Source organism: Pseudomonas sp. GW821-FHT07G10, assembly GCF_059418545.1.
Genome location: NZ_JBWKQB010000001.1, coordinates 317887 through 337279 on the forward strand (window position 1 = coordinate 317887; position 19393 = coordinate 337279).

Consider the following 19393-nt stretch of genomic DNA (forward strand, 5'->3'; position numbering starts at 1 on the left):
GCGCAGTAAAGGGTTGGGTTTTGTATCTATAAGGTTAACGACACGAGGGCGGCAGGTTGTTCAAGTCGCGAGCTTTAGCGTGTGGTTTTTGGGGACGTATGAAGTCCGTAGCTCGGTAACGTGCTGTAGGCGAGAAGTTGTCAGGCTCGTCAGAACATTCGACTTTGATCGGGAAGGGCTGGAGATCAATCCAGACAAAAAAGCTCAGGCAAAAAAAGCCCCGCCAAATTGGCGGGGTTGAGGTACGAGCGTGGCGCTCGGAAACAGTGCTGAACCGGCTCTCCCATGACAGAAGAGCCGGTTTGAGGCTTACAGCAGGATGGTGCGGATGTCGGCCAGCAGGTCGCTCAGACGCTTGGTAAAACGTGCAGCAGCGGCGCCGTTGATCACACGGTGATCATAGGACAGCGACAGTGGCAGCATCAGTTTCGGCTGGAAGGCTTTACCGTCCCAGACCGGCTGGATGGTTGCCTTGGAAACACCGAGGATCGCGACTTCCGGCGCGTTGACGATCGGCGTGAAGCCGGTGCCGCCAATGTGCCCGAGGCTGGAGATGGTAAAGCAAGCACCCTGCATGTCGTCAGCCGAGAGCTTCTTGGTCCGGGCTTTCTCCGCCAGTACGGCAGCTTCGGCAGCCAGTTGCAGCAAGCTCTTCTTGTCGACGTCCTTGATAACCGGTACCAGCAGGCCATCTGGAGTGTCGACGGCGAAGCCGATATTGACGTACTTCTTGCGGATGATCGCTTTGCCGCTTGGCGCCAGCGAACTGTTGAAGTCCGGCAGTTCCTTGAGCAAGTGCGCGCAGGACTTGAGCAGCAGTGGCAGCACGGTCAGCTTGACACCGGCCTTTTCGGCCACGGCTTTCTGAGCAACACGGAACGCTTCCAGCTCGGTGATATCCGCCTGGTCAAACTGGGTCACGTGCGGAATGTTCAGCCAGCTGCGATGCAGGCTCGACGCGCCGATTTGCATCAGGCGAGTCATCGGCACTTCTTCGATTTCGCCGAAACGGCTGAAGTCGACCACCGGAACCGGAGGAATGCCCGCGCCGCCAGTTGCGCCGCCAGCAGCCGGTGCTTGCTTGGCCTTCTGCATCATGGCTTTGACGTAAACCTGCACGTCTTCTTTCAGCACACGGCCGTGCGGGCCGCTTGGGCTGACTGCACCCAGTTCGACGCCGAATTCACGGGCCAGTTGGCGCACCGCAGGACCTGCGTGAACCTTGGCGCCAGGCTTGGCCGGGGCAGCAGCAGGTGCAGCGGCAACAGGTGCAGCTGCCGCTTGCGCAGGAGCACTCGGTGCCGCAGCGGCAGGCGCTGGAGCAGCAGCGGGAGCGGCGCCTTTGACTTTCAGTTTGAGGATCAGGTCGCCGGTACCGACTTCGTCGTCCAGCTTGATGGAAACGCTTTCCACCACGCCAGCGGCAGGCGATGGAATTTCCATGCTCGCCTTGTCGGATTCCAGGGTGATCAGCGACTGATCGGCCTCAACGGTGTCGCCGGCCTTGACCAGGACTTCGATGATCTTGGCCTTGCCTGACGAACCGATGTCCGGGACGTGAATGTCCTGGACGCTGTCAGCTACCGGTGCAGCTGGGGCCGCTGCGGCTGGCGCTGGAGCAGCGGCGGCCGGCGCAGCAGCCTGAGCTGGCGTGGCAGCAGCCGGTGCCGCAGCACCCGCCACTTTCAGGGCCAGAATCAGGTCGCCAGTGCCGACTTCGTCGTTGAGCTTGACGCTGATGCTTTCGACCACGCCAGCGGCGGGCGAAGGGATTTCCATGCTGGCCTTGTCGGATTCCAGGGTGATCAGTGATTGATCAGCCTCGACGGTGTCGCCGACCTTGACCTGGATCTCAATGATCTGGGCCTTGCCCGACGAACCGATGTCCGGCACGTGCACTTGCTGAGTGGTTGCAGCCGCTGGAGCAGCAGCCGCTGCAGGAGCAGGAGCGGCAGCCGGTTTTTCTTCGGCCTTGGCAGCAGGCGCGGCAGCCGCTGGCGCCGCCGCGGCACCTTCGACTTCCAGTTCCATCAGCTCGTCGCCTTCTTTCAGGCGATCGCCCAGCTTCACTTTCAGGCTCTTGATGACACCGGCCTTGGGGGCCGGAATCTCCATGCTCGCCTTGTCCGACTCAAGTGTCAGCAGGCTCTGGTCAGCTTCGATGCGATCACCGACCTTGACCATCAGTTCAATTACTTCACCTTCACCGCTGCCGATGTCAGGTACGCGAATGAGTTCGCTCACAGAAAATCTCCTCAGCAGTCCAGTGGGTTGCGTTTTTCCGGGTTGATACCGAACTTGGCGATGGCTTCAGCCACCACTTTAGGTTCGATATCGCCACGGTCAGCCAAGGCTTCCAGGGCTGCCAACACCACGAAATGACGGTCGACTTCGAAGAAGTGACGCAGCTTCTTGCGGCTGTCACTGCGGCCGAAACCGTCGGTGCCCAGGACTTTGAATTCCTTGGACGGGACCCACTGACGAATTTGTTCAGCGAACAGTTTCATGTAGTCGGTAGAGGCGATGACCGGACCTTGACGGCCGTTCAGGCACTCTTCGACGTAGCTCAGCTTAGGCTTCTGACCTGGGTGCAGACGGTTGCTGCGTTCCACGGCCAGGCCATCGCGACGCAGTTCGTTGAAGCTGGTTACGCTCCACACGTCAGCGCCGACGTTGAACTCTTCACGCAGAATCTTCGCCGCTTCACGGACTTCACGCAGGATGGTGCCGGAGCCCATCAGCTGTACGTGGTGCGCCGCTTCGCGGGTGTCTTCCTCGAGCAGGTACATGCCCTTGATGATGCCTTCCTCGACACCGGCCGGCATGGCTGGCTGGGTGTAGGCTTCGTTCATCACGGTGATGTAGTAGAAAACGTCCTGCTGCTCTTCGGTCATCTTCTTCATGCCGTCCTGGATGATCACCGCCAGCTCGTAGCCGTAGGTTGGATCAAAGGTGCGGCAGTTCGGGATGGTCGCAGCCAGCATGTGGCTGTGACCGTCTTCGTGTTGCAGGCCTTCGCCGTTGAGCGTGGTACGGCCGGCGGTGCCACCGATCAGGAAGCCACGGGTACGGCTGTCGCCAGCGGCCCAGGCCAGGTCACCGATACGCTGGAAGCCGAACATCGAGTAGAAGATGTAGAACGGCAGCATTGGCTGGTTGTGGCTGCTGTACGAAGTACCGGCGGCGATGAAGGAGCTCATGGCGCCCGCTTCGTTGATACCCTCTTCGAGAATCTGACCTTTCTTGTCTTCGCGGTAGAACATCACCTGGTCTTTATCGACTGGCTCGTAGAGCTGGCCGACGGAGGAGTAGATGCCCAGCTGACGGAACATGCCTTCCATACCAAAGGTACGGGCTTCGTCCGGGATGATCGGCACGATGCGCGGACCGATTTCCTTGTCCTTGACCAGCTGCGAAAGAATCCGCACGAAGGCCATGGTGGTGGAGATTTCGCGGTCGCCGGAACCGTCCAGGATAGCCTTGAGGGTGTCCAGTGGCGGCGTCGGAATGCTGAAGCTCTTGGCGCGACGCTGAGGCACGAAACCGCCCAGTGCGGTGCGACGCTCGCTCAGGTAACGGGCTTCGGCGCTGCCTTCTTCTGGCTTGAAGAACGGCAGGTTTTCGAGTTCGTTGTCTTTGACCGGAATGTCGAAACGATCGCGGAACAGCTTCAGGCTCTCGACATCGACCTTCTTGGTGTTGTGCGCGGTGTTCTTCGCTTCGCCGGCACCGGTGCCATAACCCTTGATGGTCTTGGCCAGGATGACGGTCGGTTGTTCTTTGTGGTTGACCGCTTCGTGGTACGCCGCGTAGACCTTGTACGGGTCGTGGCCGCCACGGTTGAGTTTCCAGATCTCGTCGTCGGACAGGTCTTCAACCATCGCCTTGAGTTCCGGCGAGTTGAAGAAGTGTTCACGCACGAACGCGCCGTCTTTGGCTTTGTAGTTCTGGTACTCGCCGTCGATGACTTCGTCCATCCGGCGTTGCAGGATGCCGTCGACGTCTTTGGCCAGCAGCGGGTCCCAGAAACGGCCCCAGATGACCTTGTTCACGTTCCACTGAGCACCGCGGAACACGCCTTCGAGTTCCTGGATGATCTTGCCGTTGCCGCGAACCGGGCCGTCGAGACGCTGCAGGTTGCAGTTGATGACGAAGATCAGGTTGTCCAGCTTCTCGCGGCCAGCCAGCGAGATGGCACCCAGGGATTCCGGCTCGTCACACTCGCCGTCGCCCAGGAAGCACCAGACTTTTTGCTTGCCTTCAGGGATGAAGCCACGGGCTTCCAGGTACTTCATGAAGCGTGCCTGGTAGATCGCCTGGATCGGGCCCAGACCCATGGATACCGTCGGGAATTGCCAGAAGTCAGGCATCAGCCAAGGGTGCGGGTAGGACGACAAGCCGTGACCGTCGACTTCCTGGCGGAAGTTGTCCATCTGGTCTTCGGTGATGCGGCCTTCCATGAACGCACGGGCGTAAACGCCTGGCGAAGTGTGACCCTGGAAGTAGATCAGGTCGCCGCCATGTTCGTCGGTCGGGGCCTGGAAGAAGTAGTTGAAGCCGATGTCATACAGGGTTGCGCTGGAGGCGAAGCTGGAGATGTGACCGCCCAGGTCAGAATCTTTCAGGTTCGTGCGCATCACCATGGCCATCGCGTTCCAGCGTACCAACGAGCGAATGCGGCGTTCCATGAACAGGTCGCCAGGCATGCGTGCTTCGTGGGTAACAGGGATCGTGTTGCGGTACGGCGTGGTGATGGCGTAGGGCAGTTGCGAGCCGCTGCGGGTCGCGAGTTCGCCCATACGGGTCATCAGATAGTGAGCACGGTCTTCGCCTTCTTTGTCGAGAACCGATTCCAGGGCGTCCAGCCATTCCTGGGTTTCGACGGGATCGAGGTCTTGCATGGCTTGCTCCAGGGCGGAAAGGCTTCCAGAATCGGTTGCCTGAGTTTGCGACTGGCCTTGTGGGCAGACGACATAAATTCTTGGATTACCGGAAGGTTGCTCCGGTGTTGTGTAGTTTTACTACAAATCGTCGGCCATTTCAGCCTTTCGAATGTATATACCAGTAGTAAAACTACAGAAGATCGACCGATAAGCGGCTTATGACTGGTGAGCATAATCGTTATTGGTGGTCTTTATCGAACAAGAAAAGGTAGAAGCTTGATGTTAACTGCCAAGAAAATTGTTTTTTCAGCTATTTCTAACTTTTGTTCGACAGTCCTTCACGTAGCGTGTTTCTTGAAATCACTACAATCGGACTTTCATACGCCGATCAAGGATAGACCATGAGCCTACCTGCGCTGGCCGAACTGCCGGCCATTCTCCTGCCATTGGTCAGTCGTGCCGAGCAGTCGTTACGCACTGCCGTCGCCGCTCTGGATGATGATCATGGTTTGTCCTCATGGTCGCCTGAGCGCTGGGCGGCATTTGCCCGCGTGACTGCGTCCAGCGACTTTGTCATTGAACAGAGCCTGCGTGACCCTTTGATGTTGCTCGAGCTGGTGCGCTCTGGCGAACTGGACCGCAGCTTTGCCCCCGGCGAGTTGTGTGGCCAGATCGCTGCCGCCGTGCAACTGGCACAGAGCGACGATGAGCTCGGTCGTGCCCTGCGTCGTCAGCGTGCCCGGCACCAGGTGCGGATCATCTGGCGCGATCTGAACCGCCAGGCGGATCTGGTGCAAACCTGTCGCGATCTGTCGGACCTGGCTGACGCCAGCATCGATCAGGCCTATCAATGGCTGTATCTGCGCCATTGCCAACAGTTTGGCACGCCGACCGGTCGACGCAGTGGCGAGCCGCAACAGATGGTCATCCTTGGTATGGGCAAGCTCGGCGCCGTGGAGCTCAACCTTTCTTCTGATATCGATTTGATCTTCGCCTACCCCGAAGGCGGCGAGACGGTCGGCGTGAAGCGTGCGCTGGATAATCAGGAGTTCTTTATTCGTCTTGGTCAGCGGCTGATCAAGGCGCTGGACCCGATGACCGTTGACGGTTTCGTATTCCGTGTCGATATGCGCCTGCGTCCGTACGGTTCGTCCGGCGCTCTGGTGCTGAGCTTCAACGCGCTGGAGCAGTACTACCAGGATCAGGGCCGCGACTGGGAACGCTACGCGATGATCAAGGCGCGGGTGGTGGCCGGGGATCAGGTCGCCGGTGCGCAATTGCTCGACATGTTGCGACCATTCGTTTATCGGCGTTACCTGGACTTTTCCGCGATCGAAGCGCTGCGCACCATGAAGCAGCTGATTCAGCAGGAAGTCCGGCGCAAAGGCATGGCCGAGAACATCAAGCTGGGCTCCGGCGGGATTCGCGAGGTCGAGTTTATCGCCCAGGCGTTCCAGTTGATTCACGGTGGCCGCGACCTGAGCTTGCAGCAGCGTCCGCTATTAAAAGTACTGAGTACCCTGGAAGGACAGGGTTATTTGCCGCCTGCGGTCATCAGCGAGTTGCGCGAAGGCTATGAATTCCTGCGTTACACCGAGCATGCGATCCAGGCGATTGCCGACCGTCAGACGCAAATGCTCCCGGACGGAGAGCGCGATCAGGCGCGAATCGCCTTCATGCTCGGCTTTGCCAACTGGACGGCGTTCCATGAACAACTCATGTATTGGCGTGGCCGGGTCGATTGGCACTTCCGCCAGGTGATCGCCGACCCTGATGAAGAAGAGGGTGACGAAAGCCAAGTGGTGGTCGGTGGTGAGTGGCTACCGCTCTGGGAAGAAGCACAGGACGAAGACGCCGCTTGCCGGCAATTGGAGGAAGGCGGTTTCGTCGATGCACCGAAAGCGTTGAAAGCTCTGGCCGCTCTGCGCGGTAGCCCGCAATTGCGCGCCATGCAGCGCCTCGGTCGTGAGCGGCTCGATGCATTTATTCCGCGCTTGCTGGCTCAGGCCGTGGAGCATGCCAGTCCGGATCTGGTGCTGGAGCGGGTGTTGCCGCTAGTCGAAGCGGTGGCGCGGCGTTCTGCCTATCTGGTGCTGCTCACGGAAAACCCGGGAGCTTTGCGCCGACTGCTGACCTTATGCGCGGCCAGTCCATGGATCGCTGAACAGATCACCCGTTTCCCGCTGTTGCTCGACGAGTTGCTCAACGAAGGTCGTTTGTTCAAGCCGCCCCTGGCGCCGGAACTGGCCGCCGAATTGCGCGAACGGCTGACGCGAATCCCTGAAGATGATCTCGAACAACAGATGGAAGCCTTGCGTCACTTCAAGCTGGCTCACCGCCTGCGGGTGGCTGCGTCGGAAATCGCCGGCAGCTTGCCGCTGATGAAAGTCAGCGACTACCTGACCTGGCTGGCCGAAGCGATTCTCGAACAAGTGCTGGCGCTGGCCTGGCGTCAGACTGTGAGCAAATATGGTTCGCCGCAGCGCGCGGATGGCACCTTGTGCGATCCGGGCTTCATTATTGTGGGTTACGGGAAAGTCGGTGGCCTGGAACTCGGACATGGTTCCGACCTGGACCTGGTGTTTATCCATGACGGCGACCCGCAAGCGGAAACCGACGGTGCCAAGCCCATCGATGGTGCGCAGTTCTTCACCCGACTGGGCCAGCGGATCATCCATTTGCTGACTACCCAGACCAACTCGGGCCAGCTGTATGAGGTGGATATGCGTCTGCGACCGTCCGGCGCTTCGGGGCTGTTGGTCAGTTCGCTTGGCGCTTTCGAGCGTTATCAGCAGAATGAAGCCTGGACCTGGGAACATCAGGCGTTGGTGCGGGCGCGGGTGTTGGTCGGTTGCAAACAGGTCGGGGCGGCGTTCGAGAAAGTCCGGGCGCAGGTGCTGGGGCGCGAGCGTGATTTGCCCAGGCTGCGTCAGGAAGTCAGCGAGATGCGCGCCAAGATGCGCGAGAATCTGGGGAGTAAAGCCACAGCAGCCGGAACCGCGGCAAATGCCTTTCAGGAGTCCTCGCCCTTCGATCTCAAGCAGGACGCCGGAGGTATCGTCGATATTGAATTTATGGTGCAATACGCGGCTTTGGCGTGGTCCGAAGCGCACCCGTCGCTGCTGCGCTATACCGACAATATCCGCATTCTTGAAGGGTTGGAGGAGGTCGGGCTGATGCCTGCCACTGATGCCAGTCTGTTGCGCGAGGCCTATAAGGCCTACCGTGCGGCCGCTCACCGTCAGGCTTTGCAGAATGAGGCCGGGGTGATCGGTGGTGATCAATTTGAGGCCGAACGGCGGGAAGTGCTGCGGATTTGGGCCGAACTGGGGTTGAGCTAGCACTGAGTAAAGCTATAGAACGTATCCGGCGGGCCGCTGATGGCTCGTCCTGTTTGCCCGGTGGCTACGCTTTCGGGCAGGATTGCTGAGGAGCTGAATCATGTCGATGGCCGATCGTGATGGCGTTATCTGGTATGACGGAAAGCTGGTGCCGTGGCGAGACGCCACCACCCATGTGCTGACCCATACCCTGCATTACGGCATGGGTGTGTTCGAAGGCGTGCGCGCCTACGAAACGCCACAAGGCACGGCGATCTTTCGCTTGGAGGCGCACACCGATCGTCTGTTCGACTCGGCCCACATCATGGGCATGAAGATCCCGTTTTCCAAAGACGAAATTAATGAAGCGACGCGTGTCGCGGTGCTCGAGAACAAACTCGACAGCGCCTACATCCGCCCGATGGTGTTCTACGGGTCGGAGGCGATGGGGCTGCGCGCCACCGGTTTGAAAGTCCACGTGATCATTGCACCCTGGAGTTGGGGCGCTTACATGGGCGAAGAAGCGCTGCGCGCCGGCATCAAGGTTCGTACCAGTTCCTTCACCCGGCACCACGTGAACATTTCCATGACCCGCGCCAAGGCCAACGGGCATTACATCAACTCGATGCTGGCATTGCAGGAAGCCTTGTCCGGCGGTGCCGACGAAGCCTTGTTGCTGGACCCGGAAGGTTTCGTCGCCGAAGGCTCGGGCGAGAACGTGTTTCTGGTCAAGGATGGTGTGCTTTACACCCCGGACGTCACGGCCTGCCTGAACGGCATTACCCGCAGTACGGTCCTGACCCTGGCCAGTGAGCTGGGGATCAAATTTGTCGAAAAACGTATTACCCGCGATGAGGTGTACATCGCCGACGAGGCGTTTTTCACCGGTACCGCCGCGGAAGTGACACCGATCCGCGAAGTCGATGGCCGCAGTATTGGCATTGGCAGTCGGGGCCCGGTAACCGAGAAATTGCAAAAGGCTTACTTCGATCTGGTCAGCGGCAAAACGTCCGCCCATGCCGAGTGGCGTACACTGGTCAAATAAAGCCTGGATAAATAAGACGGGGAGGCAGCCGGTTCAACTGGTCATGCCTCCCTGCTCGTTTGTGGATAACTATGAAAATTCTGATCGTTGGGCCCAGTTGGGTCGGTGACATGGTGATGGCGCAGACACTGTTCCAGTGTCTGAAACAGCGCCATCCGCAGTGCGAGATCGACGTTCTGGCTCCCGAGTGGAGCCGGCCGATCCTTGAGCGCATGCCCCAGGTGCGGCAGGCCTTGAGCTTTCCGCTCGGCCACGGCGTGCTCGAACTGGCGACCCGCCGACGCATCGGCAAATCATTGGCCGGTCAATACGATCAGGCGATTTTGCTGCCCAACTCGCTGAAATCGGCGCTGGTGCCGTTTTTCGCCGGCATCCCGAAACGCACCGGCTGGCGTGGCGAGTTCCGCTATGGCCTGCTCAACGATGTGCGCACGCTCGACAAAGAGCGTTACCCGCTGATGATCGAGCGCTTCATGGCCCTGGCCGTTGATTCCGGTGCCGAGTTGCCTCGACCGTATCCGCGTCCCTCCCTGCAAATCGACCACGCCACTCGCGACGCTGCGCTGGCCAAGTTTGGCCTGGAGCTGGACCGTCCGGTGCTGGCGCTGTGCCCGGGCGCAGAGTTTGGTGAGTCCAAGCGCTGGCCGTCCGAGCATTACGCGAAGGTCGCCGAGTTGAAGATACGCGAGGGCTGGCAAGTCTGGCTGTTCGGTTCGAAGAACGATCACGCGGTCGGCGAAGACATTCGCGCGCGGCTGATTCCCGGCCTGCGTGAAGAGTCGGTGAACCTCAGTGGCGGCACCTCGCTGGCCGAAGCCATCGACTTGCTGTCGTGCGCTGATGCGGTGGTGTCCAACGATTCCGGGTTGATGCACGTAGCGGCTGCGTTGAACCGGCCGCTGGTGGCGGTCTACGGCTCGACGTCACCGGACTTCACCCCGCCGCTGGCGGAGAAGGTCGAGATTGTCCGGCTGGGTATCGAATGCAGCCCATGCTTTGATCGCACCTGCCGTTTTGGCCATTACAATTGTTTGCGTCAGCTCATGCCGCAACCGGTGGTCGATGCCTTGCAGCGGTTGCAGGGCTCTGTGGTCGAGGTTCAGTAAGTTGCGGGTACTGTTGATCAAGACTTCCTCCCTGGGCGATGTGATTCATGCTTTGCCGGCATTGACCGATGCGGCGCGGGCGATTCCGGGGATCACATTCGACTGGGTGGTGGAAGAAGGCTTTGCCGAGATTCCAACCTGGCACCCGGCCGTTGGCAAAGTGATTCCGGTGGCGATCCGTCGCTGGCGCAAGAACATCTGGCAGACCATCAAAAGTGGCGAATGGCGGCGCTTCAAGCAAAGCATTCGCGCGACTGAATATGACCTGGTGATTGACGCTCAAGGCTTGCTGAAAAGCGCCTGGCTGACTCGGTACGTCAAGGCTCCGGTGGCCGGACTTGATCGCCAGTCGGCCCGCGAACCCTTGGCTGCGCGTTTCTATTCGCGGCGTCTGGCGGTGGCTCGAGGGCAGCATGCGGTAGAACGCGTGCGTCAGTTGTTCGCGGTGGCGCTGGGTTATGACCTGCCCAAAGGTCTCGGCGACTATGGCCTGAACATCGAGAAGCTGGTTGAGCTGCCGCGCAAAAACCCATTTGTACTATTTCTGCACGGCACCACGTGGGATACCAAGCATTGGCCCGAAGCCTATTGGCGTGAGCTCGCCGAGCGCATGGGGCAGTTGGGCGTCGAGGTGAAACTGCCGTGGGGCAACCCGGCCGAAAAGGCCCGGGCTGAACGTATTGCCAGTGGTCTGAAGAACGCCGAAGTATTGCCAAAACTGAATCTGGCCGGTGTGGCCAGGGTCTTGGCCGGCGCGCAGGCGTGCGTCGCAGTGGATACCGGCCTCGGGCATCTGGCGGCGGCGCTGGATGTGCCGACACTCTCGTTGTTCGGTCCCACCAATCCGGGCCTGAGCGGCGCCTATGGCAAGAGCCAGATTCATCTGGCGAGCGACTTCCCAAGCTGCGCGCCTTGCCTGCAAAAGAAATGCACCTACCAGCCGACTGCCCAGGACCAGCAGCGGTTTGACCTCAAGCGCGAGTGGCCGCTGTGCTTCACTCGTCTGAATCCCGAGCGTGTCGCGAGCCGATTAAGCACGTTGTTACTGGCTGAGGAGCTACGCTGATGCAACTGGCTTTTGTCCTTTATAAATATTTCCCGTTTGGTGGTTTGCAGCGCGATTTCATGCGTATCGCCCTGGAATGCCAGCAGCGCGGGCATCAGATTCGCGTCTACACGCTGATCTGGGAAGGCGATATCCCGCCGGGGTTCGAAGTGCTGGTGGCGCCGGTCAAGGCGATCTTCAACCATCGGCGCAACGAAAAACTCAGCGCCTGGATGGAGGCCGATCTGGCCGAGCGTCCGGTGGACCGCTTGATCGGTTTCAACAAGATGCCTGGGCTGGACGTGTACTACGCCGCCGACGGCTGCTACGAGGACAAGGCGCAGACCCTGCGCAATTCGTTCTATCGCCGTTGGGGTCGTTACCGGCATTTCGCCGAGTATGAGCGTGCGGTATTCGCCAAAGACGCCAAAACCGAAGTCCTGATGATTTCCGAAGTCCAGCAGCCGCTGTTCATCAAGCATTACGACACGCCTTTGCAGCGCTTCCACCTGTTGCCGCCAGGCATCACTCAGGATCGTCGTGCACCGGCCAATGCGGCCGAGATTCGCGCCCAATTCCGCCAGGAATTCAAACTGACCGACGATGACCTGTTGCTGGTGCAGATCGGTTCTGGTTTCAAAACCAAGGGCGTGGATCGCAGTCTCAAGGCGCTGGCGGCATTGCCTTCGGCGTTGAAGAAGCGCACCCGGCTGTTTGTAATTGGCCAGGACGACCCCAAAGTATTCCAATTGCAGAGCGCGGCACTGGGCTTGAGTGATCAGGTACAGTTCCTCAAGGGACGCAGCGATATTCCACGTTTTCTGCTCGGTGCCGATCTGTTGATCCATCCGGCGTACAACGAAAACACCGGTACGGTCTTGCTCGAAGCATTGGTCGCAGGGTTGCCGGTGCTGGTCAGTGCGGTCTGCGGTTACGCTCATTACATCGCCGAGGCCGACAGCGGTCTGGTGCTGGACGAGCCGTTCGAACAGGCGCAACTCACTAAGTACCTGAGCACCATGTTGAGCGACGATGCAGCACGCACGGCCTGGGGCCGTAATGGTCTGGCTTTCGCCGAGACGGCCGACCTCTATAGCATGCCGCAGCACGCTGCGGATGTGATTCTGGCGGAGCAACACTGATGAAGTTGATTCTTGCCGAACCGTTCAAGGCCCTTTGGGCCGGGCGCGACGCGTTCGCTGAGGTCGAGGGGCTCAGCGGTCAGGTTTACCGTGAGCTGGAGGCGCGCCGTACCTTGCGTACGGAAATCGCCGGGCGCGGTTACTTTGTGAAAATCCACCGTGGTATCGGTTGGGGCGAAATCTTCAAGAATCTGCTCACCGCCAAACTGCCGGTACTCGGTGCCGGACAGGAATGGCGAGCGCTGGAACGCCTGCATGAAGTCGGCGTGCCGACCATGACCGCCGTCGCCTATGGAGAGCGCGGCAGCAACCCGGCGGATCAGCATTCGTTCATCGTCACCGAAGAGCTGGCGCCGACCGTCAGCCTCGAAGACTTCAGTATTGATTGGGTCAAGCAACCGCCAGAGCCCAGGCTCAAGCGCGCGCTGATCGCTGAGGTAGCGCGAATGACCGGCATGATGCACCGAGCCGGGGTCAACCACCGCGACTGCTATATCTGCCATTTCCTGCTGCACACCGATAAACCGGTAACTGCCGACGACTTGAAGCTCTCGGTGATTGACCTGCACCGCGCCCAGACCCGCCCGGAGATCACCCTGCGCTGGCGCAACAAGGATCTGGCGGCATTGTATTTCTCGGCGCTGGACATCGGTCTGACCCGCCGCGACAAGCTGCGTTTTCTCAAGGGCTACTTTCAGCAGCCGTTGCGGCAGATTCTGCGGGACGAAGCGCCATTGCTCGCGCGACTGGAAGGCAAGGCTGGCAAGCTTTACGAGCGTAAACAGCGGTACGGAGATGCTCTCTGATGGCGGACTTGAAGCTGGAGCTTGCTTGCCACTCAACTGGATCAGCCTTTGAGCAGTCCTATGATTGATGCCTGGGTTCGGCATCTGACCGCGCGGCGCAGCCACAAGGAGACCCATTGATGCGTTTGTCCGAATTGAAGAATGCCGGCCGCACACCAAGCCTGCCGCTGAGTCTGGAACTGGCGGATGCTGCCGGCCCGGCCCAGTTACAATTGCTCAGCTTGTTGCGAGTGTTGCCGGGGCAGCGTTATGTCGGTGTAGGCGTTTGGCGTGGGCGGCCGGTCCTGGCCAAATTGTTGGTGGGTCGCAAGGCGGCCCGGCATTTCCAGCGTGAGCTGGACGGCGTGCGCTTGCTCGCCGCCCAGGACATGACCACGCCGTTGCTATTGGCCGATGGCCTGAAGGAAGGCGAAGGCGGCTGGTTGCTGTTTGATTTTCTCGAAAGTGCTGAAAGTCTGGGTGATGCCTGGAAGCGCGTCGACGCGCTCCCGGTGTTGGCTGATGAGCAACAAGCGGTTCTGGCTGAGGCGTTGGCGGTCATTGCTCAGCTGCACAGCAAAGGCTTGTGGCAGGAAGACTTGCATCTGGACAACCTGCTGCGGTACCAGGGGCAGCTGTATTTGATCGACGGTGCAGGGATCTGCGTCGAGCAAGCGGGCAGGCCGCTGTCTCGGCAAAAAGTCCTGGAAAACCTCGGTGTCTTCTTTGCGCAGCTGCCAAAGGCTTTTGAACCGTTCACCGAAGAGTTGCTGGTGCATTATCTGTTGAGCAATAGCGAACACGCCTTGCCGCTGGAAGCCCTGCAAAAACAGGTGAGTAAAGTACGCAGCTGGCGCCTGAAAGACATCCTCAACAAGGTTGGTCGTGACTGCTCGCTGTTCAGCGTGCAGCGTAGTGCGTTCGTCTTGCGGGCGATTCGTCGCGAGGAAGAGTCGGCGATGCTGTCAGTGCTGGATCAGGCCGATGCCTTGCTCGACCAGGGCCACCTGTACAAAACCGGCGGCGCCGCGAGTGTCGGGCGGGTCGAGGTGGCTGGTCGTTCGCTGGTGATCAAGCGCTACAACATCAAGGGCTTCACCCATTGGCTCAAGCGCTTTTGGCGCCCGAGCCGGGCCTGGCATTCATGGCGTGAAGGCAATCGCCTGACGTTCCTGGGGATTGCCACACCCAAGCCGCTGGCGTTACTGGAACGGCGTTTTCTCTGGCTGCGCAGCCGTGCCTACTTGATCACCGAGTACTTGCCCGGGCCGGACATCATCGAGCGCTTTGCGCCGTTTGTTGAAAGCGGTGACGCGCCGCAGGTCGAGTTGCAGGCGCTGGATGACTTGTTCGCCGAGCTGATCCGCGAACGTATCAGTCACGGTGACTTCAAGGGCCATAACCTGTTCTGGCATCACGACCGTTGGGCGTTGATCGATCTGGACTCAATGTGTCAGCACCACTCGGCCAGCAGCTTCGCCCCGGCCTACGCCCGGGATCGCGCACGGTTCATGCGCAATTGGCCTGAGGGCAGTGCACTGTATCAAGTGATTGATCAGCGGTTGCCCAAGACGGTTGATTGATTGTTCCCTCGCGTGGGAACGATCAATGCTCCCGCGCGAGAATGCCTCAATGGACACCTGAATTTAGAAGCCCGCCTTGTAAGGGCTTTTGTATGTCATAGGTGACAAATCGTTATGAATTTTCCTACGCGATCCGGGGAGGTCGTGACCTGTAACGTAAACAACCGTGGTGCTAGCTTGCCTGACGTTCTCGGAGGGCAGGTTTTGACTAATAAAATGGCTGTTTCGCTCGGTGTTTTCTCACTGGCTTTGGCTGGCTGTGGGACCGTCAACACAGTGCTGCAAGATGATGCAGAGGCGGCCCGTGATCTCAGGAAGCAAAAAACCTACTGTCAGTCGATCCCACGTATCTACAGCGGTCTGGCTTATGATTTTTGTATATTGAATGCGCCACCGGATCCAACGGGCATCCTTGTGCCAGTCATATTATTGGATTTGACCCTGTCGGGTGTCTTCGACACGGTTTTCTTGCCGTATACGATTTACCGGCAGAGCACAGATGGCAATATCAAAATTTACTGGAGGACAGGTCGCGGATGAGCGAAGGCGAAACGCTGTCGCCCAAGGTCATCTTCAGGGGGCTGATAACCGCAGGGTCATTCCCGCCATCTTTACGCTATAATCCCGCCCTTTAGCTGTTTCTCGCCGCTTTGCGAGGACACATTTTTCTCAGGCGCCCGCCGCCTGCATGCAGACTAAAGAGGCTAGACCCCTGTGGCATTGACGATCCTTGGCCTGTCCGGCGCCCTTAGCCATGATCCTTCCGCAGCCCTGTACATCGACGGCAAGCTGGTTGCCGCGGCTGAAGAAGAGCGCTTCGTACGCGATAAACATGCAAAGAACCGCATGCCCTATGAATCGGCAAAGTTCTGTCTGGAACAGGCCGGTATCAAGCCTTCCGACGTTGATGTGGTGGCCATTCCGTTCGCCCCGATCAGCCTGTTCGGCAAGGCTCGCTGGCACTATGCCAAGCGCTATTGGTACGCCCCGGACCGTGCCCTCGACGCGATCCTGATGGGCAACCGCCGTTACAAGCGTTATCGCAACAAGATCGTCTGGTGCCTTGAGCAACTGGGTTTCGACCCGAAGAAAATCAAGATCGAACCGGTCGAACACCACTTGGCTCACGCCTCCAGCGCTTACCACTGCTCCGGTTTCAAAGAGAAAACCGCGATCCTGGGGATCGACGGCAAGGGTGAGTACGCCACGACCTTCTTCGGTTACGGCGAAAACGGCAAGATCCACAAGATCAAAGAGTTCTTCGATCCGGACTCCCTCGGCGGCCTGTATGGCGCAATCACTGAATTCCTCGGCTTCGAGATGCTCGACGGCGAATTCAAGGTCATGGGTATGGCGCCATATGGCGATGCCGGCAAGTACGATTTCTCGCGTCTGGCCAGTTTTGAAAACGGCGAACTGGTGATCAACACCGAGTACGCCAACGTCATCGGCCTGCGGCGCTATAAAGAGAAGGGCAAGGGCTTCTACTTCTCACCGAAGCTGATCGAGTGGTTGGGCCCGAAACGCGAAGGCGACATCGCTGACGAACCTTACATCCACTACGCCGCGAGCATGCAAGCGCTGTTCGAGAAACTGGCGTTGCAGATGATCGACCATTACCTGGGCGACGTCCTCAAGGAAACCGGCAAGCTGGCCTTCGCCGGCGGCTGTGCGCTGAACGTCAAGCTGAACCAGAAGATCATCGCCCGCGATGACATCAAAGAGCTGTTCGTGCAGCCAGCGTCCGGCGATGCCGGTACTGCGGTCGGCGCGGCAGCCTACGTTTCCCATGCCCGTGGTGTACCGGTAGAGAAGATGGAACACGTCTATCTTGGCCCGTCCTACAGCAACGAAGACGTGATCGCCGCCTGTGCCCGTCACCCGAGCAAGCCGGCTTGGCGTCAGATCGACAACACCCCGGAGCGCATCGCCAAAATCATGGTCGACGGTAACCCGGTGGCCTGGTTCCAGGGGCGCATGGAGTTCGGTCCGCGTGCATTGGGCGGTCGTTCGATCATCGGTTGCCCGAGTGCCACTGGCGTGGCTGACCGGATCAACCATCAGATCAAATTCCGCGAGCGCTGGAGGCCTTTCTGCCCGTCGATGCTCGACACCGTCGCCCCGCAGATGATCAAGATCGATCACCCGGCGCCGTTCATGACCTTTACCTTTGAAGTGTCTGAGGAATGGAAAACCCGCGTGCCGGAAGTGGTTCACGAAGACGGCACGTCCCGGGCGCAGGTGCTCAAGCGCGAGTACAACCCGCGCTACTACGACATGATGAAAGCACTGGAAGTGCTGACCGGTAACGGTGTGTCGCTGAACACTTCGCTGAACCGCCGTGGTGAGCCGATGATCTGCTCTCCGACCGACGCTCTGAACATGTTCTTCGGTTCCGATCTGCAGTATCTGATCATGGAAGACATCCTTGTGGTCAAAGACGGCGTGGACGCTTATGACTCGCTCGGCTGAGCGTCATGTTCTGCAGTTCTGTCACGGCTATGACGGGCCGTTCCTGGACTGTGCCCGGCAATACGCCAGTCTGTTCGCGGGGACCGGCTATCGGGTGACCACGGTGTTCCTGACCGGGGTTGCCGATGCCGAGGTCGCCGCGGGCTGCGCCTCTGACGAGGTGCTGTTCATGGAATACAGCTCCAAGGCCATTCGTGGCCTGAAGCTGGGCGCGATTGGCGATCTGCGCAAGATTGCCGCGTCGCGTAACTTCAGTTTCTGCATCGCTCATCGTTTCAAACCGATCTATATCGCCTTGCTGGGTACCGCGTTGCCGGTGATCGGCGTGCACCACGCGTTTGGTGATTACCAGCGGCGTACCCGCAAGCTGTTTGCGCATGTTTTCCGCAAGCGCCTGAGCCTGCTTGGGGTGTCCGACGCGGTACGTGATGACATGCGTCGTTGCCTGCCGAACTGGCCGACCGAGCGGATTCAGACGCTCTACAACCGCATCGATATCGAGGCCTTGCAGGCCAGCCAGTTGCCGGCCATTGAGGCTCGTAATGCGCTGGGCCTGTCGCCGGATGCCTGGATTGTCGGCAACGTCGGACGGTTGCACCCGGACAAGGATCAGGCCACGCTGTTGCGGGGGTTTGCTGCCGCGTTGCCAGGTTTGCCGGTGAACAGCCAACTGGCGATCCTTGGTGCCGGTCGCCTGGAGCAGGACCTCAAAGCGCTGGCCCGCGAGCTGGGCATCGGTGATCGCGTGTTGTTCCTTGGCCAGGTGCCAGAGGCCCGGCACTATTTCCGCGCATTTGATGTGTTTGCCCTGAGCTCTGACCATGAACCGTTCGGTATGGTGCTGTTGGAAGCCATGGCTGCCGGCGTGCCCTTGCTGGCGACCGCTTGCGGTGGCGCCAGGGAGGTGGTCGAAGGCGTGGGCATTCTTTTTCCATTGGGCGATGCCGAGCACATGGCCCAAGGACTGCAGCGTCTGGCCAATATGAACGACGAGCAGCGTCAGGTCTGCGCCGAGCTGATGCTCGATCGCTTGCGTGAGAGCTTCTCGGATCGGGCGGTGGGTGAAGCGTTCTGGCGTTTGCCCCACGTTATCGACCTGACCGCGAGGGTTTGATGCTCAACCGATTTAAAGGCTGGCGTGAACGCGGCTGGGTCGTTGTCGATGCGTCGACTTACACCGATGCCTGGCAACGCTTCGGCGGCAGCGTCGCGACTCATCCGTTGGTGGTTGAGCGCCTGGCGCGGTTGGCCGATATCCCGGTGCGCTATCTGGCCTGGGAGCAAAACGGTGAGCTCAAAGCCGCGATTCCGACCTGGGGTCGTGATCTGGCCCTGTCCAAGGACGTGCTCAAGCGCAGCGGCAAGAAAGGCTTGTTTGACCTTGGCAATGCTGAGCTGATCCTCCCGGCTGCCGCCGATGCGCAGGTTCCTCTGCGTCATCGCGGGCGCTATCTCTCGGCCCTGAATGAAGGCCGTTTTGTCTCTCTCAAAGTGCAGGCCGAGCAGTTGGCCATGGCCCGCACCCCTGAAGATCTGTCGAAAAAATTCCGCTACAACCAGCGTCGCGAACTGCGTTTGCTGGAAGAGGCAGGCGGGGTGGTGCGACCGGTCAGCGAGTTTTCAAGTCGCGAGCTGGCGGCTATCTATTGCGACCTGTTCCAGCGTCGCTGGGGCTTCCCGGCCACTGGCGCCGAGCGTATGGCAGAGGTGGTCGAGCTGCTGCGCGAACTGCTGATCGGTTCGGTGATTTTCCTCAACGATGCGCCGATTGCGATTCAACTGGTCTACCGCGTCGAAGCTCCCGAGTGGATCAGTGTCGAGTACATCAACGGTGGCGTCGACCCCGAGACCCGCGAGTTCAGTCCGGGGAGTGTGCTGAGTTTCCTCAACACCCAAAGTGCCTGGGAGCACGCCCGGGCGATCGGCAAGCCGCTGCGTTTCTCCTTCGGTCGCGCTGACCGGGAATACAAGGACCGCTGGTGCAACCCTGTGCCGGTGTTCGAGGTATGAGC

General features: G+C 59.6%; 13 protein-coding genes. 11 read left to right on the forward strand and 2 right to left on the reverse strand.

Going from position 1 to position 19393, the window contains the following annotated elements; all coding sequences use genetic code 11:
• Positions 1-309 precede the first annotated feature (309 nt).
• Both aceF and aceE read right to left on the reverse strand, forming a co-directional pair.
• Complete coding sequence (aceF, locus tag AC07O1_RS01470) at positions 310-2244, reverse strand: dihydrolipoyllysine-residue acetyltransferase (RefSeq protein WP_495087712.1); 1935 nt, start codon at positions 2242-2244, stop codon at positions 310-312.
• Positions 2245-2255: 11 nt separating this feature from the next.
• Complete coding sequence (gene aceE, locus AC07O1_RS01475) at positions 2256-4901, reverse strand: pyruvate dehydrogenase (acetyl-transferring), homodimeric type (protein ID WP_495087713.1); 2646 nt, start codon at positions 4899-4901, stop codon at positions 2256-2258.
• A 383-nt stretch (positions 4902-5284) separates the two neighbouring features.
• Between aceE and glnE the strand changes: the two genes are divergently transcribed.
• The 11 genes from glnE to AC07O1_RS01530 all read left to right on the forward strand — a co-directional run bounded on the left by glnE (position 5285) and on the right by AC07O1_RS01530 (position 19391).
• On the forward strand, positions 5285-8224 hold the full coding sequence (glnE, locus tag AC07O1_RS01480) for a bifunctional [glutamate--ammonia ligase]-adenylyl-L-tyrosine phosphorylase/[glutamate--ammonia-ligase] adenylyltransferase (RefSeq protein WP_495087714.1): 2940 nt from the start codon (positions 5285-5287) through the stop codon (positions 8222-8224).
• Positions 8225-8324: 100 nt separating this feature from the next.
• Positions 8325-9248, forward strand: coding sequence for a branched-chain amino acid transaminase (locus AC07O1_RS01485; RefSeq protein WP_495087715.1), 924 nt, complete (start codon positions 8325-8327; stop codon positions 9246-9248).
• Positions 9249-9319: 71 nt separating this feature from the next.
• Positions 9320-10354 carry a lipopolysaccharide heptosyltransferase II gene (waaF, locus tag AC07O1_RS01490; protein WP_495087716.1) on the forward strand — a complete coding sequence of 345 codons (1035 nt, stop codon included), beginning with the start codon at positions 9320-9322 and terminating at the stop codon, positions 10352-10354.
• Position 10355: 1 nt separating this feature from the next.
• Positions 10356-11420 (forward strand): lipopolysaccharide heptosyltransferase I, encoded by a 1065-nt coding sequence (waaC, locus tag AC07O1_RS01495; protein WP_494993386.1) that lies wholly within the window; start codon positions 10356-10358, stop codon positions 11418-11420.
• On the forward strand, positions 11420-12541 hold the full coding sequence (locus AC07O1_RS01500) for a glycosyltransferase family 4 protein (RefSeq protein ID WP_495087717.1): 1122 nt from the start codon (positions 11420-11422) through the stop codon (positions 12539-12541). Before waaC ends, AC07O1_RS01500 begins: the two co-directional genes overlap by 1 nt.
• The gene (gene rfaP, locus AC07O1_RS01505) at positions 12541-13347 is read left to right on the forward strand and encodes a lipopolysaccharide core heptose(I) kinase RfaP (RefSeq protein WP_494993388.1); all 807 of its coding nucleotides are present in this window, start codon (positions 12541-12543) and stop codon (positions 13345-13347) included. Before AC07O1_RS01500 ends, rfaP begins: the two co-directional genes overlap by 1 nt.
• A gap of 119 nt (positions 13348-13466) precedes the next feature.
• On the forward strand, positions 13467-14909 hold the full coding sequence (locus tag AC07O1_RS01510) for a lipopolysaccharide kinase InaA family protein (protein ID WP_495087718.1): 1443 nt from the start codon (positions 13467-13469) through the stop codon (positions 14907-14909).
• 204 nt (positions 14910-15113) lie between these two features.
• Positions 15114-15449 carry a YceK/YidQ family lipoprotein gene (locus AC07O1_RS01515; protein WP_495087719.1) on the forward strand — a complete coding sequence of 112 codons (336 nt, stop codon included), beginning with the start codon at positions 15114-15116 and terminating at the stop codon, positions 15447-15449.
• 174 nt (positions 15450-15623) lie between these two features.
• The gene (locus AC07O1_RS01520; RefSeq protein ID WP_494993390.1) at positions 15624-17381 is read left to right on the forward strand and encodes a carbamoyltransferase family protein; all 1758 of its coding nucleotides are present in this window, start codon (positions 15624-15626) and stop codon (positions 17379-17381) included.
• Positions 17365-18495, forward strand: coding sequence for a glycosyltransferase (locus AC07O1_RS01525; RefSeq protein WP_495087720.1), 1131 nt, complete (start codon positions 17365-17367; stop codon positions 18493-18495). Before AC07O1_RS01520 ends, AC07O1_RS01525 begins: the two co-directional genes overlap by 17 nt.
• The gene (locus AC07O1_RS01530; RefSeq protein WP_494993392.1) at positions 18495-19391 is read left to right on the forward strand and encodes an antimicrobial resistance protein Mig-14; all 897 of its coding nucleotides are present in this window, start codon (positions 18495-18497) and stop codon (positions 19389-19391) included. The genes AC07O1_RS01525 and AC07O1_RS01530 overlap by 1 nt, the downstream gene beginning before the upstream one ends.
• Positions 19392-19393 lie beyond the last annotated feature (2 nt).